At 63.8% G+C, this 23,855-nt stretch carries 21 protein-coding genes; 13 read left to right on the top strand and 8 right to left on the bottom strand.

The features are described 5' to 3' along the window. The first annotated feature begins 9 nt into the window (after positions 1-9). The 5 genes from GJ700_RS33125 to GJ700_RS33105 all read left to right on the top strand — a co-directional run bounded on the left by GJ700_RS33125 (position 10) and on the right by GJ700_RS33105 (position 6,537). Positions 10-1,062: a ligase-associated DNA damage response exonuclease gene (locus GJ700_RS33125; protein ID WP_229507389.1), complete on the top strand. Its 1,053-nt coding sequence runs from the start codon at positions 10-12 to the stop codon at positions 1,060-1,062. Then, positions 1,055-2,689: an ATP-dependent DNA ligase gene (locus tag GJ700_RS33120; RefSeq protein WP_154382188.1), complete on the top strand. Its 1,635-nt coding sequence runs from the start codon at positions 1,055-1,057 to the stop codon at positions 2,687-2,689. Before GJ700_RS33125 ends, GJ700_RS33120 begins: the two co-directional genes overlap by 8 nt. Before the next feature lie 113 nt (positions 2,690-2,802). Further along, positions 2,803-5,280 (top strand): ligase-associated DNA damage response DEXH box helicase, encoded by a 2,478-nt coding sequence (locus GJ700_RS33115; RefSeq protein WP_229507392.1) that lies wholly within the window; start codon positions 2,803-2,805, stop codon positions 5,278-5,280. Continuing rightward, entirely contained in the window at positions 5,277-5,942 is a 666-nt protein-coding gene (gene pdeM, locus GJ700_RS33110) for a ligase-associated DNA damage response endonuclease PdeM (protein ID WP_154382184.1), read from the top strand. The genes GJ700_RS33115 and pdeM overlap by 4 nt, the downstream gene beginning before the upstream one ends. Before the next feature lie 313 nt (positions 5,943-6,255). Then, positions 6,256-6,537, top strand: coding sequence for a KGG domain-containing protein (locus tag GJ700_RS33105; RefSeq protein ID WP_371868239.1), 282 nt, complete (start codon positions 6,256-6,258; stop codon positions 6,535-6,537). Positions 6,538-6,637: 100 nt separating this feature from the next. Here the strand turns inward: GJ700_RS33105 and GJ700_RS33100 are convergent, their stop codons facing one another. Continuing rightward, positions 6,638-8,932, bottom strand: a complete 2,295-nt coding sequence (locus tag GJ700_RS33100) for a catecholate siderophore receptor Fiu (RefSeq protein WP_371868238.1) — start codon at positions 8,930-8,932, stop codon at positions 6,638-6,640. 245 nt (positions 8,933-9,177) lie between these two features. On the opposite strand from GJ700_RS33100, the gene GJ700_RS33095 reads away from it, so the two are divergent. The 6 genes from GJ700_RS33095 to GJ700_RS33070 all read left to right on the top strand — a co-directional run bounded on the left by GJ700_RS33095 (position 9,178) and on the right by GJ700_RS33070 (position 16,709). After that, positions 9,178-9,810, top strand: coding sequence for a PepSY-associated TM helix domain-containing protein (locus GJ700_RS33095; RefSeq protein ID WP_154382179.1), 633 nt, complete (start codon positions 9,178-9,180; stop codon positions 9,808-9,810). 9 nt (positions 9,811-9,819) lie between these two features. Further along, positions 9,820-10,332 (top strand): DUF2271 domain-containing protein, encoded by a 513-nt coding sequence (locus GJ700_RS33090; protein WP_154382177.1) that lies wholly within the window; start codon positions 9,820-9,822, stop codon positions 10,330-10,332. Between the two features lie 14 nt (positions 10,333-10,346). Beyond that, entirely contained in the window at positions 10,347-11,162 is an 816-nt protein-coding gene (locus GJ700_RS33085) for a DUF4198 domain-containing protein (RefSeq protein WP_154382175.1), read from the top strand. Positions 11,163-11,184: 22 nt separating this feature from the next. Further along, positions 11,185-12,216, top strand: coding sequence for an FAD:protein FMN transferase (locus GJ700_RS33080; RefSeq protein ID WP_154382173.1), 1,032 nt, complete (start codon positions 11,185-11,187; stop codon positions 12,214-12,216). Between the two features lie 3 nt (positions 12,217-12,219). Continuing rightward, entirely contained in the window at positions 12,220-13,599 is a 1,380-nt protein-coding gene (locus tag GJ700_RS33075) for a sulfite reductase subunit alpha (RefSeq protein WP_154382171.1), read from the top strand. A gap of 353 nt (positions 13,600-13,952) precedes the next feature. After that, entirely contained in the window at positions 13,953-16,709 is a 2,757-nt protein-coding gene (locus GJ700_RS33070; protein ID WP_154382169.1) for a TonB-dependent receptor plug domain-containing protein, read from the top strand. A gap of 86 nt (positions 16,710-16,795) precedes the next feature. Here the strand turns inward: GJ700_RS33070 and GJ700_RS33065 are convergent, their stop codons facing one another. From GJ700_RS33065 to GJ700_RS33035, 7 genes are all read right to left on the bottom strand, one after another. Beyond that, positions 16,796-17,764 carry an IS1595 family transposase gene (locus GJ700_RS33065; RefSeq protein ID WP_154382167.1) on the bottom strand — a complete coding sequence of 323 codons (969 nt, stop codon included), beginning with the start codon at positions 17,762-17,764 and terminating at the stop codon, positions 16,796-16,798. Between the two features lie 99 nt (positions 17,765-17,863). Next, the gene (locus GJ700_RS33060) at positions 17,864-19,069 is read right to left on the bottom strand and encodes a DUF2325 domain-containing protein (protein ID WP_195764089.1); all 1,206 of its coding nucleotides are present in this window, start codon (positions 19,067-19,069) and stop codon (positions 17,864-17,866) included. A gap of 11 nt (positions 19,070-19,080) precedes the next feature. After that, positions 19,081-19,362 (bottom strand): hypothetical protein, encoded by a 282-nt coding sequence (locus GJ700_RS33055; RefSeq protein ID WP_154382230.1) that lies wholly within the window; start codon positions 19,360-19,362, stop codon positions 19,081-19,083. Positions 19,363-19,550: 188 nt separating this feature from the next. Further along, positions 19,551-19,745 carry a hemin uptake protein HemP gene (hemP, locus tag GJ700_RS33050; RefSeq protein ID WP_154382165.1) on the bottom strand — a complete coding sequence of 65 codons (195 nt, stop codon included), beginning with the start codon at positions 19,743-19,745 and terminating at the stop codon, positions 19,551-19,553. Positions 19,746-19,878: 133 nt separating this feature from the next. Then, positions 19,879-20,733: a Crp/Fnr family transcriptional regulator gene (locus GJ700_RS33045; RefSeq protein ID WP_154382163.1), complete on the bottom strand. Its 855-nt coding sequence runs from the start codon at positions 20,731-20,733 to the stop codon at positions 19,879-19,881. A gap of 230 nt (positions 20,734-20,963) precedes the next feature. Next, on the bottom strand, positions 20,964-21,608 hold the full coding sequence (locus tag GJ700_RS33040; protein ID WP_154382162.1) for a response regulator: 645 nt from the start codon (positions 21,606-21,608) through the stop codon (positions 20,964-20,966). A 64-nt stretch (positions 21,609-21,672) separates the two neighbouring features. Then, the gene (locus GJ700_RS33035) at positions 21,673-22,140 is read right to left on the bottom strand and encodes a universal stress protein (protein WP_154382160.1); all 468 of its coding nucleotides are present in this window, start codon (positions 22,138-22,140) and stop codon (positions 21,673-21,675) included. A 418-nt stretch (positions 22,141-22,558) separates the two neighbouring features. On the opposite strand from GJ700_RS33035, the gene GJ700_RS33030 reads away from it, so the two are divergent. Beyond that, complete coding sequence (locus tag GJ700_RS33030; protein WP_154382158.1) at positions 22,559-23,398, top strand: protein phosphatase CheZ; 840 nt, start codon at positions 22,559-22,561, stop codon at positions 23,396-23,398. Beyond that, positions 23,398-23,855, top strand: a 458-nt coding sequence (locus GJ700_RS33025; protein WP_195764088.1) for an Hpt domain-containing protein, incomplete at its 3' end; no start/stop codon positions are given. The genes GJ700_RS33030 and GJ700_RS33025, both read left to right, overlap by 1 nt.

Genomic DNA, 23,855 nt, shown 5'->3' with positions numbered 1-23,855 from the left:
GGAGCGCGCATGGGCGGCCGCGGCGATATGGTGGTGGTGCGCAGCGAGGGACTGTATTGCGTGCCGGGCGACTTTTACATCGACCCGTGGCGCCCCGTCGCGCGCGCCATCATTACCCATGCCCATTCCGACCACGCGCGTATCGGCCATGCGCATTACCTGACTGCACAACCGGGCCTGGGCATCCTGCGCGCGCGGCTGGGCGACATCGCCGCCGACGGCCTGGCCTATGGCGACGCGGTCGAGCACAACGGCGTGCGCATCTCGCTGCACCCGGCCGGCCACGTGCTCGGTTCCGCCCAGGTCCGCATGGAATACCGGGGCGAAGTGTGGGTCGCCTCCGGCGACTACAAGGTCGAAGCGGACGCCACCTGCGTGCCGTTCGAACCCGTGCGCTGCCACACCTTCATCACGGAATCCACGTTCGGCCTGCCGATTTACCGCTGGGTGCCGCAGCAGGAAATTTACGCCGACATCAATGCCTGGTGGGCGCGCAATGCGGCGCAGGGCCGCGCCAGCGTCTTGCTGGGCTACGCGTTCGGCAAGGCGCAGCGCATGCTGAGCGGCCTGGATGCCGCGCAGGGACCGATTGTCTGCCATGGCGCGGTGGAAGCGCTGAACCGCGTCTACCGCGACGCCGGCGTGGCGTTGCCGGCTACCCGGATGGTGACCGACGTGGCGCGCGACGAACTGCGGCGCGCCATCGTGCTGGCGCCGCCATCGGCGGCGGGCTCGCCGTGGATCAGGCGCTTTGGCGAATACAGCGATGCATTTGCCAGCGGCTGGATGCTGGTGCGGGGCGCGCGCCGGCGGCGCGGCGTCGACCGGGGCTTCGTGCTGTCGGACCATGCGGACTGGCCGGGCCTGATGGCGGCGATCAAGGCGACCGGCGCCGGGCGGATCATCGTGACCCATGGCTCGGTGCCCGTCATGGTGCGCTGGCTGCGCCAGAACGGCTACGATGCGGGCGCCTTCGAAACGGAATACGGCGCCGAAGAGGAAGGTGCCGACGGGGAAAGCGCCGCGCAGACCGCCGGCCGGCAAGAGGGCGCCGATGCGTGAGTTCGCGCGCCTGTACGGGGAACTGGACGACACCACGTCCACGGCGCGCAAGCTGGACGCGCTGCAAGCATACTTCCGCAACGCGGCGCCGGACAACGCCGCATGGGCCGTATATTTCCTCGCCGGCGGCAAGCCGCGCCAGGCAGTCCCCGTCAAATTGCTGCGCCAGTATGCGACCGAATGCGCGGGCCTCGATACATGGCTGTTCGACGAGTGCTACCACGCGGTCGGCGACCTGGCGGAAACCATTGCGCTGGTGTTGCCCGCGCCCCGCGCGCGCAGCGACGCGGGCCTGGCCGAGTGGGTCGAGCAGCGCATCGCGCCACTGCGGGGCGCCGCGCCGGAAACCATCCGCGCCGCGCTGTTCGACTATTTGGATCAACTGGAAACCCGCGAGCGCTACCTGCTGGTCAAACTGATCGGCGGCGGCTTCCGCGTCGGCGTGTCGCGCCTGCTGGTGACGCGGGCGCTGTCCGCGCTGTCCGGCGTGGATGCGAAAGTCATTGCGCAACGGCTGATGGGATGGACCGATGGCCGCGCGCGTCCGACGGGGGCGGCATTCCTCCAGTTGACGGCGGCGCCGCACGACGATGAGCACGCACAGCGGGGCGGCCAGCCATATCCATTTTTCCTGGCGCACCCGCTGGCCGGCGACCCCGCCACGCTGGGCCCCGTCGGGCACTGGCAAGCGGAATGGAAATATGACGGCATGCGCGCGCAACTGGTGGCGCGGGATGGACAGGTGTGGCTGTGGTCGCGCGGCGAAGAATTGATCACGGACCGCTATCCGGAACTGGCGGCGCTGCGGCTGCCGGACGGCACGGTGATCGACGGGGAAATCCTGGTCTGGCGCGACGGCATGGATGCGCCGGCGCCGTTTGCCGACCTGCAAAAACGCATCGCGCGCAAGGCGGTTTCCGCGAAATTGCTGGCGGAATTTCCCGCCGTGCTGGTGGCGTACGACGTGCTGGAACGGGACGGCGCCGACGTGCGATCGTTGCCGCAGCAGCAGCGCCGCGAGCTGCTGGAACAGGTGGTCCGGCAAGTTGCATCGCCCGCGTTGCGCTTGTCGCCGCTGGTGGTGGCCGACAGCTGGGAAGCGCTGGCCGCGCTGCGCGTGCAATCGCGCGCGCGCGGCGTCGAAGGCTTGATGCTGAAGGCGCGCGACGCGCGCTATGGCGTCGGCCGCACGCGCGACGTGGGCACGTGGTGGAAGTGGAAAATCGATCCGTACAGCGTGGATGCGGTGCTGGTCTATGCCCAGGCCGGGCATGGGCGGCGCGCGTCGCTGTACACGGACTACACGTTTGCCGTATGGGGGCATGACGCCAACGGCGAACGCCAGCTGGTGCCATTCGCGAAAGCGTATTCCGGCCTGACCGACGTGGAAATCGCGGCGGTCGACCAGGCCATACGGCGCACGACGATCGAGCGCTTCGGCCCGGTGCGCAGCGTGCGGCCGACCATGGTGTTTGAAATCGGCTTTGAAGGGATCGCCCGTTCGCCGCGCCACAAGTCCGGCATTGCCGTGCGCTTTCCCCGCATCCTGCGCCAGCGCACCGACAAGACGGTGGACGATGCCGATACGCTGGCGACATTGCAGGCGCTGCTGGAGCCCACCCCATGAGCCGGCTGGCGCGCCAGTTGCGCGGCAAGGCCGCCGCCGCCGCATTGGCGGCGCTTCCCGCGCCGGCGCTGGTGCCGACGGGCGCGCACAAGCCATCGCCGGGAAAGAGCGGCATGGCCGGCTTGAGCGGCATGCGCGCGGAGGATGCGCTGGCGGCCGCAGAAGACTGGTTCGCCCGGCGCGGCTGGACCATCTTCCCGTTCCAGCGCGACGTATGGCAAGCGGTGCTGGCTGGCCGCTCCGGCCTGCTGCACGCCACCACCGGCGCCGGCAAGACTTATGCCGCCTGGTTTGCCGCCATGCTGCGCGGCGCGCAGCAGGATGCGCATCGGCGCCAGCGGCGGGGCTTGCGCGTATTGTGGATTACGCCGATGCGGGCGCTGGCGGCCGACACCCTGCGCAGCGTGCAAGCGGCGGGGGACGACCTGCAGCCGGCATGGGCGATTGCCGCGCGCACCGGCGACACGTCGTCCGCCGAGCGCACGCGCCAGGCCAAATGCCTGCCGGAAGCGCTGGTGACCACGCCGGAAAGCCTGTCGCTGATGCTGAGCCGCCCCGATGCGCAAGAACATTGCGCGCAACTGGACCTGGTGGTGGTCGATGAATGGCATGAACTGGTGGGGAACAAGCGGGGCGTGCAAGTGCAACTGGCGCTGGCGCGGTTGCGCACCTGGCGGCCCGGCCTGCCCGTGTGGGGCTTGTCCGCCACCCTGGGCAACCTGGAGCGCGCATTGCACGTGCTGGCCGGCGGCGCGGCCGGCGACGCGGTCGTGGTCGAAGGGGCCACGCCGAAAGACATCGTGGTCGATACGCTGGTGCCGCAGCACCCGTCGCGCTTTCCTTGGGCCGGCCACCTGGGCTTGTCGATGCTGCCCCGCGTGGTGGAGGAAATCGACGGCCACGCCGCCACGCTGGTGTTCACCAATACCCGTTCGCAGGCAGAGCTGTGGTACCAGAACCTGTTGCTGGCCCGGCCGGACTGGGCCGGAATGTTGGCGCTGCACCACGGGTCGCTGGACAAGGCCGTGCGCGAGTGGGTCGAGCAGGGGCTGAAGGATGGCAGGTTGAAGGCGGTCGTCTGCACCTCCAGCCTGGACCTGGGCGTGGATTTCCTGCCGGTTGAGCGCGTACTGCAAGTGGGTAGCGCGAAAGGCGTGGCGCGCCTGCTGCAGCGGGCCGGGCGCTCCGGCCACGCGCCGGGGCGCGTATCGCGCGTGACGCTGGTGCCCACGCATAGCCTGGAATTGCTGGAAGCGGCGGCGGCAAAGCAGGCCGTCAAGGAACGCCGCGTTGAAGCGCGCATGGCGCCGGACAAGCCGCTCGATGTGCTGGTGCAGCACCTGGTCACCATCGCGGCCGGCGGCGGTTTCATGCCGGACGCGTTGAAAACGGAAGTGCGCGGCGCGTGGTCGTACCGCCATTTGCAGGACGACGAATGGCAGTGGGCGCTGGACTTCGTGGCGCGCGGCGGCCAGAGCCTGACGGCGTATCCGGAATACCATCGGGTGCAGCCGGACGAACAGGGGGTCTGGCGGGTGCGCGACGCCGCCATTGCGCGCCGCCACCGCATGAACATCGGCACCATCGTCGCGGACGCCAGCATGCACGTGCAATTCCTGCGCGGCGCGCGCCTCGGCACCGTGGAGGAAGCTTTCATCGCGCGCCTGAAACCGGGCGACCATTTCCTGTTCGGCGGCCGCGTGCTGGAATTCGTGCGCGTGCATGAAATGACGGCCTATGTGCGGCGCGCGCAGGGCGCCAAGGGGGCGGTGCCGCGCTGGCAGGGCGGACGCATGCCGCTGTCGTCGGAACTGGCGCACGCCGTGCTGGCGCAATTGCAGCGCGCAGCGCATGGCGTGTTCGACGGTCCGGAAATGCTGGCGGTGCGTCCCTTGCTGGACGTGCAGCAGCGCTGGTCCGCGTTGCCGGGGCCGGATGTGACGGTGGTGGAGAGCCTGCGCTCGCGCGAAGGCCACCATCTGTTTCTCTATCCGTTTGCCGGGCGCGCCGTGCATACGGGACTGGCGTCATTGCTGGCGTGGCGCCTGGCGCAGGCGCAGCCCGCCACGTTTTCCATTTCGGTCAACGATTACGGACTGGAGTTGCTGGCGCCCGAAGCATTCGACTGGCCGGGCGCGCCGCTGTTCGATGACGGCCACTTGCTGGAACATGTGCTGGCCAGCCTGAATGCGGCGGAGTTGTCGCAGCGCCGCTTCCGCGACATCGCCCGCATCGCCGGACTGGTGTTCCAGGGCTATCCGGGCGGGCACAAAAGCGCGCGCCAGTTGCAGGCGTCGTCGTCGCTGTTCTTCGACGTGTTCCGCAAGCACGATGCGGGCAACCTGCTGCTGACGCAGGCGCAGCGCGAAGTGCTGGAACAGGAACTGGAGCTGGGCCGGTTGCGCGCCACCTTGCAGGAATTGCAGCGGCGCGCCATCGCCTTTCACGCCGTGAAGCGCGCCACGCCGTTCGGCTTTGCACTGATGGTGGAACGCTTCCGCGAAAAACTCAGCACGGAAAAACTGGCGGACCGGGTGGCACGCATGTTGCGCGAACTGGAACACGCCGCGCGACCGGAGCAGGACGCATGAGCGTGCACGAAACCGAGCTCAGTGGAGAGCGGGTGCAACTGTTGCCGCACAAGGCGCTGTACTGGCCGCGCGAGCGCCTGCTGGCGGTGGCCGACATCCACTTCGGCAAGGCCGCCGCCTTCCGCGCCCACGGCGTGCCGGTGCCGCACGGGACGACGCAGGAAAACCTGGCGGCGCTCGACGCGGCGCTGGCCGCGGTGGACGTGGCGCACCTGATCTTCCTCGGCGACTTCCTGCATGCGCAGGCGGCCCATGCCGCCACCGACGCCTTGCTGGCATGGCGCGCGCGCCATGCGGGTTTGCGCGTCACGGTGGTGCGCGGCAACCATGACCGTCACGCGGGCGATCCGGCCGCGCAACTGGCGCTCGATATCGTCGATGAGCCCTACCACGTGGCGCCGTTCGCGTTTTGCCACCACCCGGATTTCCCGGCCGGAACCGGCCACGTGATCGCCGGCCATATCCACCCGGTGTACCGCTTGTCCGACGGGCGCGATGCGTTGCGCTTGCCCTGTTTTGCTGCCGGGGTGCAGCGAACGGTCTTGCCTGCATTTGGCGCCTTCACGGGTGGCCACGCCATGCGACTGGCCGGCGGCGACCGCGTGTTTGTTGTCGCTGGTGATGCAGTTTTTTCTGTAGGAAAAATTACATCCGGTACGTAAGAAAAAGATAGTCACTCATCGTAGGACTGCTCCTACATTGCCTGCTGCATGAGTCCTATGTCTTCCTCAACAGCGTTGATCTACCATGAAATCGCCCCTGTAAGGGCTTTACTGACAGCTTAGTCAGGGTTCCACAATGTAGTACAACGAAACAGAGGAGAATGTGATGGCATCATCGAAACAAGGCGACAACAATGCAGGCAGACGCGAGGCGGCGTCAGGGAACCAGGCCGGGAATCAATCCGGCAATAAGTCAGACAATAAGTCAGGCAACAAGCAGAGCGGTGATACCAGCAACCGCGGCTTTGCATCGATGGACCCTGCACGACAGCGGGAAATTGCAGCACAGGGCGGCCGCGCCGCCCACCAGAAAGGCACGGCGCATGAATTCACGCCGGAAGAGGCGCGCCGCGCCGGCAGCATGAGCCATAAGAACAGCCAGAGCGCACGGACCGCATCGGCCAGTGGCGCCAGCCAGAATACCGCCGGCAACCAGGCCAGCGCCGACAGCCTGGGCGCGCAATCGAGCCAGCCAGCCAGCCAGCACGGCGGCAGCCAGCGACAGGGCGAACAGAATAATCAGAACAAGCAATAAATCCGCCGCAGCCCGCATGGGCTGCAGGCAGGATACGCAGCATGGATCCCTGCTTGCGCGGGGACGACCACCCCGCTTTGTGCGGGGATGGTCATGCCCGTCAGAACAGGAAGTTCGCCGTCAGCTGCGCCGAACGGGGCGCTCCGACAGTGGCGCGCGAACCGCCGTTGTTCAGCGTGCCGACATAGAATTTGTCGAACAGGTTATACACGTTCAATTGCAGGCTGACGTTCCGGCTGACCTTGAACGACGCCATGGCATCGGCCACGGTGTAGGCCGGGATGGCCGGCGTATTCTGGGTCGCCATGTTCGCGCCCGGATCGACCACGCGTTTTTGCTCGGACGTGTGGCGCACGCCGCCGCCGAAGCTCAGCGCGTCATTCCACTTGTAGCTGGTCCACAAGGTTGCCGTGAAGTCCGGCGACCAGCGGGTGGCCGCGCCGACCGCATTGTTCAACGTGGTGCCTTGCAGGATCCTGGTATCCATCGTGGCCAGGCCGGCGATGATGCTCCAGTTGCGGGTGATCTGGCCGACCGCGCCCAGCTCGATCCCTTGCACGCGGCGTTTGCCCAGCTGCGACACGTCGTTGGTGGTGGCGTCCTGCAGCGTGAATTCATTCTTGTTATCGGTGCGGTACAGTGCGGCCGTCAGCGCCAGCTGCTTTTCAATCACGTCCCACTTGGTGCCGAGCTCGAGGTTGGTGGTCTTTTGCGGATCCAGCGCGGCATTGGCATTGCTGTTGGCGTTGTCGGCCGCCAAGGTGAAGTTGTTGCCGCCCGGTGGCAGGTAGGACGTTGCATACGACAGGTAAATGCTGCCATTGTCGGCCGGTTTATACAGGATGCCGGCTTTCATGCTGTTCAGGTTGTCGGATTTGGTCACGCGCGGTGCGGCGACGGTGGCGCCCACGGCCGGCGCTTGCAGTGTCTCGGCGCTGTAGTGCTCTGAGCGCAGGCCGCCGTTGACTTGCCATTGGTCGCTCAGCTTGATGGTGTCGAACGCATATACGGCGGCGGTGGTGGTCTTGCCGATCGTGGCCTGGCCGCTCAGCACCGGGTTGTAGGCGGCCAGCACGTCGTTCGGATTCGGCGCGTACAGGTTGGCGCCGGTGGTGGTCCCCAGGCCCGTGCGGCCCAGGCCCGTCTGTTCTTCCGACATGAATTCCAGGCCGGCCGATACTGTATGCTGCAAGCCGGCGGCGGCGAATTCCGACACCACGTTGGTGATGTTGGCGAGGATCTTGTTTTCCTGCAGCACGCTCTGGCGGGTGCGGGCAATGGTCCAGGTGGCGGTGTTGGCGCCGCCCGTCGGGGTAATGGCATTGATGCCGGTGAGGATGCGGTCGATGCTGGAGCGGCCATAGCGGGTAACGTTGGTCAGCGTGGTTTTCGCGCCCAGCTCGTGTTCGATTTTCACGGTCGCCATGTCGGCATCCATCTTTTCATGGTCGCTGCCGTAGCCATAGTATGCTTCGCGGCCGACGCGCGGCGCGGAGCGGGCAATGGCCATGGTGGCGGCGGCATCGGCGCCCGTGAAAATTGGATTGAAGCCCTGGATGCCAATGGCCGGGATGCCGCCGTCGGGCGTGCCTTCCGAGCGCACGTGCTGCGAATAGATATAGACGCGGGTGGGTGTCCCCAGGCCGAAGGCGAGCGACGGGGCAATCGCGTGGCGCTGCTTGTCGATGACCTTACGGCCCATCAGGCCGCCATCTTCCGCCATCGCGTTGAGGCGGAATGCCGCGTTGTCGCCGATGATCCGGTTCAGGTCGGCGGTGGCGCGGGCTTTTTCGCCGGAGTTGTAGCCGATCGTGCCGGATACCGCGTTTTCACGCTGCGGCAGCTTGGACGACAGGTTGATGTAGCCGGCGGCGGCGCCACGGCCGATATCGGCGCCCGCCGGGCCTTTCGATACTTCAATCTGCTCGATATTGAAGACGTCGCGCGTGACGGCGCCCAGGTCGCGGATACCGTCGACAAAGATCGACGATTGCGCGGAAAAGCCCCGCATCTGGAACGTGTCGCCGGCGCTGGTATTGCCGTTTTCCCCCAGCTGCAAGGTGATGCCCGGCGTATTTTGCAGTGCTTCCACCAGCGACGAGGCCGCTTGTTCCTGCAACACTTCCTTGCGAATCACGGAGATGGTTTGCGTGGTGTCGATCAGCGGTTGCGTCAGTTTCGGTGACGACACCTTGTCGGCCTTGAAGGGCACGTCGGCTGCTGCATTGACTTTCACCTCCGACATGGTTTTTTCCTGCTGGGCCGATGCGGCCAGCGGCAGGCTGAGGGCGGCCAGCGCCAGCAGCGACTGATTCAGCCGGGCGTGGTTCAGCATGGACTGCGTGAGCAGAGGTTGGGTGGCAGGATTGTGCTTGCGGCTGCGGATGACGGACACGAAAATCTCCAGGCGGGTTTCAGGGATGTGAAAGCTGGCTGGTCCGGAGAGGGGATGGGCTGGCAAGTGATGTAAATGATAATCGTTCTCACTATCATTTTCAATACTTGCCGCAATGATTTGGCAATATACAAGCAATGAAAGTAGATTTATGTAAATTTCCGAAGGTTTGATTGACTCTGCAAATGATAATCATTATCATTTTCGAGTCGCTGGCTGTATCCCACTAATAAGAAAGCATTCCCTTGAGCGTTTCCAAGCAAGCCAGCCGCGCGGTCTGGCTGAAAAACCTGCACCAATGGCATTGGATCAGCTCCGCGCTGTGCCTGATGGGCATGTTCCTGTTCAGTATTACCGGCATCACGTTGAACCATGCGTCGCAAATCGAAGCCAGGCCCGCCGTCACGCGCAAGCAAGCCACGGTTCCTGCGCCGCTGGTGGCGCAATTGAAGGCGTATGCGGAAGCACACGACGGCGCCAAGGATGCATTGCCGGACGCGGCTGAACAGTGGCTGCGCGATACATGGTCGGTCAACGTGGGCGGGCGCGCGGCGGAATGGTCGGTGGATGAAGTGTATGTGCCGCTGCCGAAAGCCGGCGGCGATGCGTGGGTGCGCATCGGTCTGGAAGACGGCGCCGCGGAATTCGAAAATACCGACCGGGGCTGGATTTCCTGGCTCAACGACGTGCACAAGGGCCGCCATACGGGCGTGGCCTGGAACTGGTTCATCGATATTTTCGCCGTCTGCTGCCTGGTGTTCTGTATTACCGGTTTCCTGATATTGAAGTTCCACGCGGCCAACCGCCCATCGACGTGGCCGGTGGTCGGCTTCGGCGTGCTGGTGCCGTTTGTCATTGCTTTGCTGTTTATTCATTAAGGTCTTTCCATGAAATTACGCTACTCCATCGCCATGACGCTGCCGCTGGCCGGCGCCCAGGCCATGGCGGCCGACCTGGCCGTCAAGTTTGAAATCCCGCAATTGAACGTGGCGGAATACCACCGTCCTTACGTGGCCGCCTGGCTGGAAAACGCGGACCAGAAAGTGGTGACCAACCTGGCCGTGCTGTATGACGTAAAGAAAAAAGACAATGGCGGCACCAAGTGGGTCAAGGACATGCGCCAGTGGTGGCGCAAGGCCGGGCGCGATGTGACGTTGCCGATGGATGGCGTGTCCGGCGCGACGCGCGCACCGGGCGAACACACGCTGACGTTCAACGCGGCGTCGGCCACGATCGACAAATTGCCGGCCGGCCAGTATCAACTGGTGATGGAAGCGGCGCGCGAATCGGGCGGCCGCGAACTCGTCAAAGTGCCGCTCACCTTGCCGTTGAAACCGGGCCAGTTGGGCACGGCGAAGGGCAAGGAAGAGCTGGGCAACGTCACCGTACTATATAAATAAGGAGAACGGCTTTGATGAACCCAACCAAACCACTGCTGGCGCTGACACTGGCCGGTTTCGCGCTGAACGCGTACGCGCACAAACCCTGGCTGCTGCCATCGACCACGATGGTGGAATCGAAGGATGCGTGGGTGACGGTGGATGCCGCCATTTCCGAAGACTTGTTTACCATCGACCACCAGCCGCTGAAGCTGGACGGCTTGACCGTGACGGGACCCGACGGCGCCAAAGTGGAACCGAAGAATGCGGTCACGGGTCGCCTGCGCTCGACCTTCGACGTGCAGATGGCCAAGGCGGGCACCTATAAAGTGTCGGTGGTGTCGCAAAACGTGCTGGCCAGCTACAAGCTCAATGGCGAAAACAAGATGTTCCGTGGCGCCGAGGCGGATTTGAAAAACCTGCCGGCCGGCGCGGAAGACGTGAAAGTGTCGCGTACGGAGAGCCGCCTGGAAACGTTCGTCTCGGCCAACAAGACCGATGACGCGGTCTTCAAGCCAACCGGCGCGGGCCTGGAACTGGTGCCGGTCACGCACCCGAACGACATGCACGCCGGTGAGAAAGCCACGTGGCGCTTCCTGCTGGATGGCAAACCCGCCGCCAACCAGGCGTTCAGCCTGATCCCGGGCGGCGTGCGCTACCGAGGCACCCTGGGCGAAATCCGCCAAAGCACGGATGCGAAAGGTGAAATCACGTTCACGTTGCCGGAAGCAGGCATGTACCTGGTGACGTCGAGCTGGCCGGCGATGGCGGCGCCGCAGCCGGGCCAGCCGCGCCCCGTCGTGCCGCGCCGCGCCTCGTACGCGGCCACCGTGGAAGTGTTGCCGCAATAAGCCGGAGCTGAGCAGGATCGCCATGCGCCGGGTTTTATTGCCGAACCATATCGCCTCCGACCCGGCGCCGGCCGGCGCGGCCGTGCACGATTTCACCGGCCACAGCATGGGCACCACGTGGTCGGTGCGGCTGGCCGCGCCGCCCGGCAAACCGGCGCCGGATGGCTTGCACGCATTGCTGCAGGAGCAGCTCGATATCGTGGTGGCGGAAATGAGCCACTGGGAACCGGACTCGAACCTGGGCCGCTTCAACCGCGCGGCGGCCGGCAGCTGGCACGTGCTGCCCCGCGCGTTTTTCGATGTGCTGACCTTTGCGGTGGACGTGGGGCGGCTCAGTGGCGAGGCGTACGATCCGTCTGCCGGACACATCGTTAATCGCTGGGGTTTTGGACCCGATAACGCTGGCAAGCGTCACAGCGACAATTCATATACCCCGCCGGACGCCAACGACATCCGCCTGCTGCGCGAACAGCGCCAGGCTGCCCGCATTCAACTCGACCCCGACCGCCGGCGCGCGTTGCAGCCGGGGGGCGTGCAGCTGGACCTGTCGGCCGTTGCGAAAGGCTACAGCGTCGACCGCCTCGCCTATTTTTTATCCCATCACGGCGTCAAACATTTCCTGGTTGAAGTGGGCGGCGAGTTGCGGGGAGCGGGCATGCGGCCGGACGGGCAGCCGTGGTGGGTGGAACTGGAACCGTTGCCCGGCAGCGGACTGGACGACATGGTGCTGGCGCTGCACGGCCTGTCGGTCGCCACCTCGGGCGATTACCGCAAGTTTGTCATGCATGAAGGCCGGCGCTATGCGCACACCATCGACCCCCGTACCGCAATGCCGGTCTGCAACGGACTGGCGTCCGTGACCGTCGTCCATCCCCAATGCATGGCGGCCGATGCGTGGTCCACCGCCTTGACGGTGCTCGGTCCTGAACAGGGGCTGGCGCTGGCGGAGCGGCAGGGCCTGGCGGCGCGCTTCGTGCTGCGCACGGGCGATGGCCCAGCCTGTACTGAATTGTTCAGCAGCGCGATGCGCGCCATGCTGGACGAAGAAGAATAACCGATGATCCTCACCCTCGATACCACCCGGCTGGCGCTGGCGGCAGCTTGCCTGATCAGCTATGGACTGGTCTGCGCACCGCCGTTGCTGGACTGGCGCCGCCGAACGGCACGAGAAGCCGCCGGGCGCGCCGCGGTGCAGGCAGCCGGCCCCGGCTGGATCGTCGCGCATGCGAGCCAGACCGGCAATGCCGAGCAACTGGCCGCGCAGACGGCGGAAACCCTGCGCCTGGCGGGCCTGCCCGTGCGCCTGTGTTCGCTGTCGGCGCTGTCCGCAGACGAACTACAGCAGGCCGAGCGCATCCTGTTCATTGTCAGCACGTATGGAGAAGGCGATGCGCCGGACGCGGCAGCGGCGTTTGTCGGCCGCATCATGACGGGAACGATGCCATTGCCGCAGTTGCACTACGCGCTGCTGGCGCTGGGCGACAGCAGCTACGGGCAATATTGTGGTTTTGGAAGGGCGCTCGACACGTGGCTGCAACAGCAGGGCGCCCGGCCGCTGGTGGAACGCATCGAGGCGGACCGCTTGGCGGACAGCGCCATCGCGGCGTGGCGCCATGCGTTGAGCCACCTGGCCGGCACCACCGATGCGCCGGACTGGAGCGCACCGGCGTTTGGCGCGTGGCGCTTGGCGGAGCGCCACTGGCTCAACGAAGGCAGCAGCGGGGCGCCGATTTATCACATTGAACTGGAACCGGAAGACGGCGTGCTGCCGGACTGGCAATCGGGCGACCTGGTGCAGGTGGTGGCCCCTGCCGAGCCGGACAAGCCGCGCGAATATTCGATCGCGTCGATCCCGTCGGACGGCCGCGTGCATTTGCTGGTGCGCCTGCATTTGCATGGAGAGCGGGGCGCCGGCGTCGCGTCAGGCTGGCTGTGCCGCGAAGCGCCCGTCGGCGCCACCCTGCAAATGCGCGTGCGCCAGCACCGCCATTTCCGCCTGGACGGTAATGAACACCGGCCCCTGATCCTGATTGGCAACGGCAGCGGCATTGCCGGTCTGCGCGGCCATTTGCGGGCGCGGGCCCTGGCGGGACACGGCCGCAACTGGCTGCTGTTTGGCGAGCGCCACGCCCAGCACGACTATCACTATCGCCACGAATGGGACGCGCTGCGCGCGGCCGGTCAATTGCAGCAACTGGACGTGGCCTGGTCGCGCGATGCCGGCGGGCAGGGCTGCTGCGTCCGGTACGTGCAAGACATCCTGCCCGCGCAGGCCGCGGCCTTGCGCGACTGGGTGGCGCAAGGCGCGGCGATCTACGTGTGCGGCAGTTTGCAAGGCATGGCGGCCGGCGTCGACCGGGCGTTGAGCGATATCCTGGGGCGTGACAAATTGGATGATCTGATAACTGAAAATCGCTACAAGAGAGATGTTTATTAATTAAACAATAGTTTGGCTGTTGTGAATTCACAACTATTGTCTTCGTTTTTAGGTCAGTTAACCGGAATTAAATTTGATCTGATACAAAGTTTTCTAAACATTCTACTTTTATTGCAATTTCATGTCTGATATGTAACGGAATTGTCGAAAAAACCTGTCCTTGCACCATAAAAGCCTTGCATAATCCGTTCCCATTGAGCAATGGCTGGTAGTTCCTGCACCCGTCGCTGAGCTAGTTCTCGTCCCATTTCCTGCGTTTTTCCCCGCATACGATCTGACAGACCGCCAGGCACGTTTTTGCATTTGCATTCCCCTTGCTCATTGTTTTTCACCCACATTACAGGGAGTAATGAATGAATTTGCAAGAGAAGATCGGCGCCCGTCACGTGCGCCTGGCACTCGCAGTCCTGGCCGGTTCGGCCCTGTTCGCCGGCGCAGCAGGCGCGGAAGAACAAATCCAGAAAGTTGAAATCACGGGTTCCGCGATCAAGCGCATCAACGTGGAAGGCGCACTGCCAGTGCAGCGCCTGTCGCAAGAAGCCATCGCAAAATCGGGCGCGACCACCGTTGCCGACCTGATCCAGGCGCTGCCTTCGATGCAAGGTTTCACCATTGAAGCAGTCGCCGCCGGCACCAACTCGGGTGGCCGCGTTTCGGCAAACATCCACGGTATCGGCGAATCGTACACGCTGGTGCTGCTGAACGGCCGCCGTATCGCGCCACAAGGTTCCGGCTCCACGATCAACCTGAACGCGATTCCAATGAGCGCGGTGCAGAGCGTTGAAATCCTGACCGACGGCGCTTCGGCCCTGTACGGTTCCGACGCCATCGGCGGCGTGATCAACTTCATCCTGAAGAAGAACATGCAAGGCGGCAACGTTGAAGCGCAATACCGCCAGCCTGGCCAGTCCGGCGCCGGCCGCAACAGCTACGCTGCGCTGACCTACGGCTTCGGCGACCTGGAAGAAAACCGCTACAACGTGCTGATGTCGTACCGTCACGACGAACAGGCGGCGATGAAATCGACCGACCGCGAGTTCTCCAAGACCGCGTACCTGCCATTCATGCACAATGGCACGCCGTACGTCTACGACCGTACCAGCACCGCGACCATTCCAGCGAACGTTTCCGTCGCCTTCACGGCCGACAGCAAACTGTCGCCAGTCGGCTTCAGCCCGTTCCTGAAAGCCAACGGCAAATGCCCGGCCCTGAACTACGAATCGCTGGTCAACACCGCAACCGTGCAGAACTGCGCATTCGACTTCGTGACCATGGTTGAAGTGGTACCAGAGAGCAAGCGTGACTCGTTCTTCGGCAAGGCAACGTTCAAGGCAACCCCGGACATCAACGTGTTCACGGAAATGGCCTTCTCGCGCCTGGACCTGACCGCGCGTATCGCGGCGAACACCGCGCCGTTCACGATCACCAAAGGTACCGACATGTACACCAAGTACGTGGCGCCAAACCTGACCACCGCGCAGCAAGCCGCGATCCGCACCATTTCGGGTAACTACCGTACCTACGACTGGGGTCCACGCGCCAGCCAGACCCTGACCGACTCGGCCAACTTCGTGGTTGGTGCTGAAGGCACCGTCGGCGCCTGGGACTTCGGTACCGGCCTGACCTGGTCGCGCAACAAGATCGACGAGCGCTACGTCGGCGGCTACGCCAAGAACACCGAGTTCCGCGACATGCTGGCCAAGAACCAGTTCGATCCATTCGCTCCGATCGGCGCGCAATCGGACGCCACCAAGGCCCTGATCGCCAACTCGATCTTCCATGGCTCGATCCGTGAAGCGTCGACCACCCTGAAGAGTATCGATGCGCACGGTTCGCGCGAACTGTTCTCGCTGCCAGGCGGCAAAGCACAGATCGCAGTGGGCGGTGACTACCGTAACTACCACTACGTGCAGACGCCAAACGCCGACAGCACGATGATCTACAACTTCAACGCTTCGCCAGCGTATGACCTGGAGCGCAACAACTACGGCGTATTCACCGAGGTGAATGCTCCAGTCATCAAGGGCCTGGAAATCAGCGGCGCGGCGCGCTACGACACGTTCGAAGCCGTGAAGAACGCGATCGCCAACCGCACCATGGGTGCCAAAGAGTCGTCGTCGACCTACAAGGTGTCGGCACGCTGGCAGCCGTCGCAAACCATGCTGTTCCGCGCTTCGTACGGCACCGGCTTCAAGGCGCCTTCGATGCTGGACATCGGCCAGCCGCTGGTTAACGCAGGCTTCACCGCCAGCTCGTGGGATTGCCCGGCCAACCTGGCCAAGGAAAACCCGAACTTCTGCCGTATCGGCAAGACCCAGTACAACGTGATTTCGGGCGGCAACGAAAACCTGAAGCCAGAGAAATCCAAGCAATACACGCTGGGCTTCCGTATCGAGCCGACCGCGTCGTTCTCGATCCAGGCTGACCTGTGGGACGTGAAACTGCGTGACGCCGTGTCGTCCGTCAACGAAGCGCAGATCTTTGCTGATCCAGTGAAGTTCCGTGAACTGTTCACGACCTACACCGAACCGTCGACCGGCAACACCTACTGGGCGAAGAAAACGCTGTCGATCAACATTGGCCAGACCCACAACCAGGGTATTGACTGGGAAACCACTTACCGTCACCGCTTCGGTTTCGGCAAGCTGGATTCGACGCTGGCAGGCACCTACCTGCTGAAGGCTGACTACACCGTGCCAGGCACCAGCAATGTGTGGACCAACGACATGAACTTCTTCGGTATCGATGATGCCGTGTCGTTCCGCCACATCGTTCGCTGGACCAACACGCTGGAAACCGGCGCGTTCAGCAACTCGCTGGTGGCCAACTACCGCAACGGTTACACCGATGCGGAGCAGTCGGTGCGTAACATGAACACCAAGGTCAACGAAACGCTGCGCCTGCACGTTCCGTCGTACCTGACCTTCGACTGGCAAGGCAAGTGGGCCATCACCAAAGCGGCTTCGCTGCGCGCCGGCATCAAGAACATCGCCGACCGCAATCCGCCTCTGACGCTGCGTGCATCGTCGGGCCACCAGGTTGGCTACGACCCGCGTTACGCAGACACGATGGGCCGTACGTTCTACCTGACCGGTTCCTACAACTTCTAATCGAAGCCTGGAATGCTGGCCGCGCAAGTGGCCAGACGGTCAAAAAAAGCCCCGCAGGCGCGAGCCTAGCGGGGCTTTTTCATTGGCTATGTCCCCGCAAACCGTGGAAAGAGTCCAATTGCCGCTTTAAGCAGAGATTCCGCGGTATCGATGCGATGTGCATCAAGGATGCAGCGCCAGCCCAGGTAGTTCGGCAGGTAGCGCGTGGCGACACCGTGGAAACGGTGCAGCCAGGCCCGGAAACGGCTGTGGTAGGCGTTGACGTTTTGCACATGCAGCGCGCCGCGCGTGCGCACACCGGCGCGAAGGTTGACCGCATCATGGGTGATCCCGCTCTCGCGGGCAAAGGCGCGGTAAGCCGCGTTGGCGTCGGTCACCAGCAGGATGTCGGGATCGAGCGCCGGCCGCAGGCACTGGTGCAGGGCGGTGCTGGTGAGCGCGCCGCGCCCGGTGACGAAGTCGAGCGTGCGGCCGTTGCGGTCGCGCGCCACCAGGATGCACACCTGCTCGTGTGAAATGCCGCGCCGGCGTGCGTGCCCGCCCCGGCGGCGCGGCGGCCGGTCCAGGTGGCGTGATCCCTTCTGCGACTCCAGCAAGAACATTTCGTCGGCCTCGGCAATGCCATGCAGCAGCGGTGCGCGGTCAGTGCGCGGCAGCGCCAGGAAGCGGTGGCGCCAGCGGAACGTGGTGTTGCGGTGCACGCCGAGGCGGCTGGCGGCATGGCGCAGCGAGTGCGACGCCAGCATGCCGTCGAGGTAGGCCAGCCAGCGTTCCTTATAGTGGAGCCTGGCCAGCGGCGTGCCGGTCAGCGTATTGAAGGTTTTACCGCACGTGCGGCAGCGGTAGCGCTGCAGGCCGCTTTCGCGGCCGTGCCGGTACCAGCGGGTGCCGGCGCAGCGCGGACAGCACAGTTTTTCCTGCGCCGCCTGGTCCAGCAGCTTGCCCACGTGCTGCCTGGCGTCGGTCTGCCCCAGCCGCACCTGAACCTGGGCGCATTGCCGTGAAGTCAGTAACGCCAGTTGCGCCAACAGCGATGCGAATGCCTGCGTTTCCATGATCTGTCTCCAGTCCCGGGATGATATTGCTTGGACCGGGAGCGAAAAGCAGAGTTCCACGAAAGTTGCAGACAGCGCCTTTTCATTGCCGGCGGACGGTCAGGCGCCGGCTTCTTCCAGTCCGCGCGCCAGGCTCGACACGCTGGGGTTGTCGACAAAGACGCAGCGTTTGCCGGTGCGCTTGCAGTAATCCTTCACGCGCCAGTAGGCGCTGTGGCTGATGCAGCCGGTCTGGCAAATCACCAGGTCGGCCGCCGCCATGCTTGCTTCCAGCCGCGCCACATTGTCTTCCAGTCCGCCGTCGTGGTGCGCGAACTGGCCGCCCGCCTGTTCCACCAGCGCGCGGTAGCTGGCCACGTTACCGCTGCGGCCGCCCACGCACAGCACGTTGCGCTGCGACAGCCAGATGACGTTGTGCGGTTCCGCCGGCGCCGGCGGCAGGTTGTCTGTTATGCCAGGGGCACGCGCCTGTTCGTGCCGTCGTTCTTGCCGCAGCGCCTCCAATTCCTGTTTTAAATCCTGCACTTGCTGGCGCAGCGCCCGTTCCCGGTCATCGGCCAGCGCCAGCCGCTGCGCCAGGCGGTCGCGCGTTTCGAGACCCGGGATCGACGTGCGCAACTGTTCCAGTTCGTGGCGCAGCGAATCGGCCAGGCTGTCGCGGCCCACCACCTGCGCGCGCAACTGCATCATTTGCGCGCCGTGGCGGTCGCGCTCCGCCTGCCACTCTTGTTGCAGCGCGGCGTGGCGCTGCTGCAGGCGCGCCATTTCGCGCGTCAACTGGGCGTTCTCATCCACGGTGGCGCTGAAGCGCGCCAGATCGGCCCGGACGCAGGCGCCGGCCTGGTGCTGGATCATGTGCAGGTCGCGGCACATCTGTTCTTCCAGTTCCGTGGTGCAGCGCGCATGGGTCAGCGCGGCCCAGAAGGCGCCGGCCACGTCGCCGCGCGCGACAGCCGCGTGCCACAGGGCGGCCACCTGTCCGGTATCCCGGGCGGCGCGGAAGCGCTGCAAGACAGGGGCGTAGCGCCGGTCCAGTTCTTTTTGCAGCGCTTCGGACAATCGGTTGCGGGCGCCGCATTCCGTGACGACGCCGACATGGACGTCGTAGTCGCCGGCGATCACGGTGCCGCCGGTGACCTTGCCGACCAGCTTGCGCAAGGCGGCCAGCGGCATGCCGACGCCGACCAGCGGGCAATGACAGGCTGGGGCCAGTTCCCACAGCTTGCGGCGGCGCGACGATTGTGCCGCTGCCTGCGGTTGTGGAACCTGCTGCATGGCGGGTTCCGGTTGATGCTTGTCGCACATGGCGTCCTCCGTTACAGCGCGGGCGCCGGAGTGCGATGGCGCGCCATGATGCGGGCCAGGAAGCTTTCCTGTGCAGGCATGGCCCGTTCCACCTCGCCGGCCCACTGTTCCGACAGTTGCTGGCACGTGGCGGCGAGGACGGGCGCCAGGCCGGGCAGCGTAGCCAGGGCTTTCAAATGGCGCTCGATCACCGAGGCGAGTTTGACGCAGCCGCCTTCGCCTGCGTTGGCTGTGTAATGGGACATCAAGTGCAGCACGGCGGACAGCATCAGTTCCGGGCGCTGGCCCGGCATGGGATCGAAGAGGGAATCACGAAGTGGATCACTAAGCGGATCACTAAGCGGATCGGTACGGTCAATGCTGGCCATCAGGCTCTCCTTGCGAAATCGGATACGTGAGGAGGCTGGCTACCGCGCGGGACGGATGGCTGGCAGGTGTTGCTGGTGGTGCGGCGTTGCAGGTATGACGGGGACCAGGGGCGTTAAGCGGTCAGAATCAGTTTGCCCAGCTGGGTAATGCGCAGGCGGTAAATCTTGTTGTTGTGTTCGATTTCCACTTCACGCTGGTCTTGCATCAGCGCGGCGCTGGTGACGCGACGGACAGGAGCGGGCTCGTTGGACGTCACCGGGGTAGCCGGGACGACGGTGAGAGGCGACGTATTTTTGGCACTGTGCATGCAATGGCTCCTAATAAATGATAATGATTCTCATTTTTATTATTGAGCATTGCTATTAACTTTGCAAGTGAATTTTACAGGGACCGATATAAAAAAAGCCCGCCGAAGCGGGCCGATGCTGGCGGTGCGGCAGTCAGGCGGTGGCCAGTTGCACCGCGGGGCCGACTGACGCAGCCGCGGCGGTGGCTTCGGCCCTTGCGCGCTGGCGGCTGCGCGAGCGCGACGGTGGCAGGCGGCGCAGGTTTTTCAGCGCGTCCGCATCCTTGATGCCGATGGTGCGCTGGTCCACGCTGATCAAGCCCACTTCATTAAAGGCCGACAGCGTGCGGCTGACGGTTTCCAGCGTCAAGCCCAGGTAGCTGCCGATTTCATGGCGCGTCATGCGCAAGTTGAACAGTTTGCTGGAGTAGCCCATGGCGGCAAACCGGTCCGCCAGCGACACCAGGAATCGCGCCACGCGCGCTTCGGCCGACAGGGCGCCCAGCATGCCGATCATGGTTTGTTCGCGCACCAGTTCGCGGCTCATCACACCATACAGCAGGTTTTCCAGTTCCGTGTGGGCGCGGCCCAGCGCCGCCAGCTTGCGGAACGGCAGCAGGATCAGGTCGCAATCCGACAGCGCCACGGCTTCCGATGCGTAATGGCGGGTATGAATGCCGTCGACGCCCATCATGTCGCCCTTCATGGGGAAGCTCAGTACCTGTTCATTACCGAATTCATCGATCAGCACGGTTTTGAGGAAGCCGGAATTGACGACGAACAGCGTATCGAAGGCTTGGCCGATGGTGTGGACGCGCTGGCCCATTTTGAATTGCACATGCTGGAACAACAGCTCGTCGCTGGACGGGATGTTGGTGGTCGGAATATGGAGCAAGTCGCAAACTTCCCGCAGATTCGACCAGAGGCGGCCTTGACGCTGGCGGCCGGCTTCTGCGCCAGTGGGCTGCGCTGTTGCCGGACGTAAATCGGATAGATGTGTGGACTGCATGGTGATCTCCTGTAGCTTGGTCCATCCCTGGGACATTGTCGGTTGTCGTGCCATATAGGAATCACTACGTGTATTGACCACGAGTTATAACTATTCGGCAACTTTTTGAATGGTTTCAGTATGCCAACCGAGGCCAAGCACGGATATCAGCGGGCGCTGAATATACGGGTAGGAGTCGACGCAGCCTTGTAGGAATTTTCCTAACGAAAGGCCGCGCCGGGAAGCGGGATTTACGTCTTGAACGGCGCCAGCAAGCGGTGTGCGACGGCGTATTGCACCATCTCAGACAATGAGTTCATGCCCATTTTCTGCATGATGCGGGTCTTGTGCGTACTGACGGTTTTCACGGATAAATGCAGGCCGTTGGCGATGTCTGTGATGGATTTGCCGCCCACCAGCAGGGAAAACACTTCGAATTCCCGGTCCGACAATTGTTTATGCAGCAAGTGCTCGCCAGGCATCATGATGTTCAGCGCCAGCTGTTCCGCCACTTCCGTGCTGATGTAGGGACGACCCGAGGCGACGCGGCGGATCGCGCCCACCAGTTGCGTGCCTGCGCTTTCCTTGGTGAGGTAGCCCTGCGCGCCGGCGCGGATCGCGCGCACCGCATATTGCTCTTCCTCGTGCATGGTGAGGATCAGGATGTTGAGCTTGGGCGCTTCACTCTTGATTTGCCGGATCAGCTCGACACCGCTGCGGCCCGGCATGGACAAGTCCAGCAGCAGCAAGTCGAAGCCGCCCTGGCGCACGTGGTTGAGAACTTCGAAGCCGTCGGTGGCTTCGCCGGTGATGTCGATGTCCGGCGCTCCGTCGAGGATGCGCTTCAGACCTTCGCGCATGATGGTGTGGTCGTCAGCAATGACTATGCGAATCATGTTGGCCTTGTCAGTGGCGGCAGATAGTCACTGGATCACTGCCGCCCGGTTTTGGATCGCCGGATTAATCCGGCAGGGGTTCTTTCAGCAAACGGTGCACCAGCACCGGGATTTTCGAGTGGGACAGCACCTTGTTGGTGACGCTGCCCAGCAGCAGCTGGCCCCAGCCGCTGCGGCCGTGCGAACCGATGAAAATCAGGTCGCAGCCATGTTCGTTGGCCACATCGACGATTTTCTGCGCCGCGCTTTCCGCAAAGGCCGTGATGCCGTGGCATGCCAGCCCTTTCTTTTCGCACGCGTCCAGGATCGGTTGCACGTGTTCGCGTCCGGCGCGCTGCATCGCCGCGCGGTATTCCTCTTCGCTGGGATAGCTGGGCGGGATAATTTCCACATAGATCGGGTATTGATATTCCGGCGCGACAAACAGCGCCAATACTTCCGCCCCCATTTGCTGGGCGAATTTCACGCCCGCGCAAGCCGTCATGCTGGATACCGCGGAACCGTCGGTGGTAATGAGGATTTTCCGGTACATATCGAACTCCTTTCCCTCTGAAGATGGCGCTGGCACCTTCATTGTAGCCCCGGATTGGACCATGGTAGGGTGATAACGTCTTGATAATTGTCAATAAACCCGTGGGTATAGCGCAAATTGAATGTGGCCAGGGATGTCTTTTTTGCATAGAAGCATCGAATTGTCATGCATTGCGCCCCTGCGCCCGGCGAGCGATGATAGTATCTGCAAATACAACAGTAAACTTGGTTTTACCCACGCCGCAGGGGGATGGTGAGCGGCTTTCCGGTACCGGCGATTGAACAACCGGCTTGCGCCCTGCTAAACTCGCACCAGCGGTTTTGATATTGCCGGGCATCATCAATTAAATGCCCGCGCCCAGGTAAAACAGCAGTGATGCAGTATATGCAGCAACCAATACAGACATGGAGAAGCAGGAATGACCAACGCCGCTGATGATTTCGACGCACTATTTGATGAAGTGTCTGCGCAACGCGCCGCAGATCCAGCACCAGCGGCGCCGGCTCCGGCGCCGGCAGCTTCAGCGGAAGATGACCTGGAAAGCCTGTTTGACGAAGTTGCCGCTTCCCGTACGCCGGAAGCGGCCCCGGCCGCAGCAGCTGCACCTGCTGCCTCCGCCACTGAAGCGGCGCCAGCGGTCGCAGCCGAAGGCGACCACGACGGCAACCCGATGTTTGAGCGCCTGGGCGGCATCGTGCGCCTGTTGCACGACTCGCTGCGCGAGCTGGGCTACGACAAGGCGCTGACCGAAGCGTCGGCGCAAATCGGCGATGCGCAAGACCGCCTGGAATATGTGGCGTCGCTGACCGAACAGGCCGCCAACAAGGTGCTCAACACGCTGGACGACGGCATGCCGGCGCAGGATGTGCTGTCGAAAAAATCCAAGGAAATGGAAGACCGCTGGGCCGCGCTGTTTGCCGGCAAGCTGTCGATCGACGAATTCAAGGTGCTGGCGGGTGACTCCCGCGCCTTCGCGGCGGCCGTGTCCGAAGCCACCGAGGCGGAAAAAGCCCGTTTGCTGGAAATCATGATGGCGCAGGACTTCCAGGACATCACGGGCCAGCTGATCAAGAAAGTGGTGGTCATCACCAAGACGGTGGAATCGGAACTGGCACAGCTGCTGCGCGACAACGCGCCGGCCGACAAGCGCGAGAAGATGGCGCAAAAAGAGGTGCAGCTGATGAGCGGTCCTTCCGTACCGACGATTGCGCTGAACCAGGACAGTGTCGATGACCTTCTTGCCGATCTGGGATTCTAATGGACGATATGCTCAAGGAGTTCGTCGTCGAGGCGATGGACCTGGCAGTAAATGTTGAAGAACACCTGTTGCGCCTCGAACGCGACCCCGAAAACAAGGAAACGCTGAATGCCGTGTTCCGCTCGTTCCATACGATCAAGGGCGGCGCCGGCTTCATGAACTTGCCGGCGCTGGTGGCGGCGTGCCACCTGACGGAAAATCTGTTCGACGCATTGCGTACCGGCGCCGCGCCGGTGACGCCGCTGTCGATCGAGGCGGCGCTGATGGCCTCCGGGTTCGTGGCCGACCAGTTGTCGGAGCTGAACAACGGCGCACCAGCGGAAAGCCTGGGTGCGATGCCGGCCGACCTGGAAGCCATCCTCAAGGATGCGATTGAAGGCAAGACCAGCGCCCCGGCCAAGGCGGCCCCGGCCGCACCGGCGCCAACCGCCGCGCCGGTCGCGGCGACGCCGGCCCC

Source organism: Pseudoduganella rivuli (assembly GCF_009674485.1).
GTDB classification, from domain to species: Bacteria; Pseudomonadota; Gammaproteobacteria; order Burkholderiales; family Burkholderiaceae_D; genus Rugamonas; species Rugamonas rivuli_B.
The sequence above is the reverse complement of the archived record's forward strand: the minus strand, read 5'-3'. Positions and strand labels throughout refer to the sequence as shown.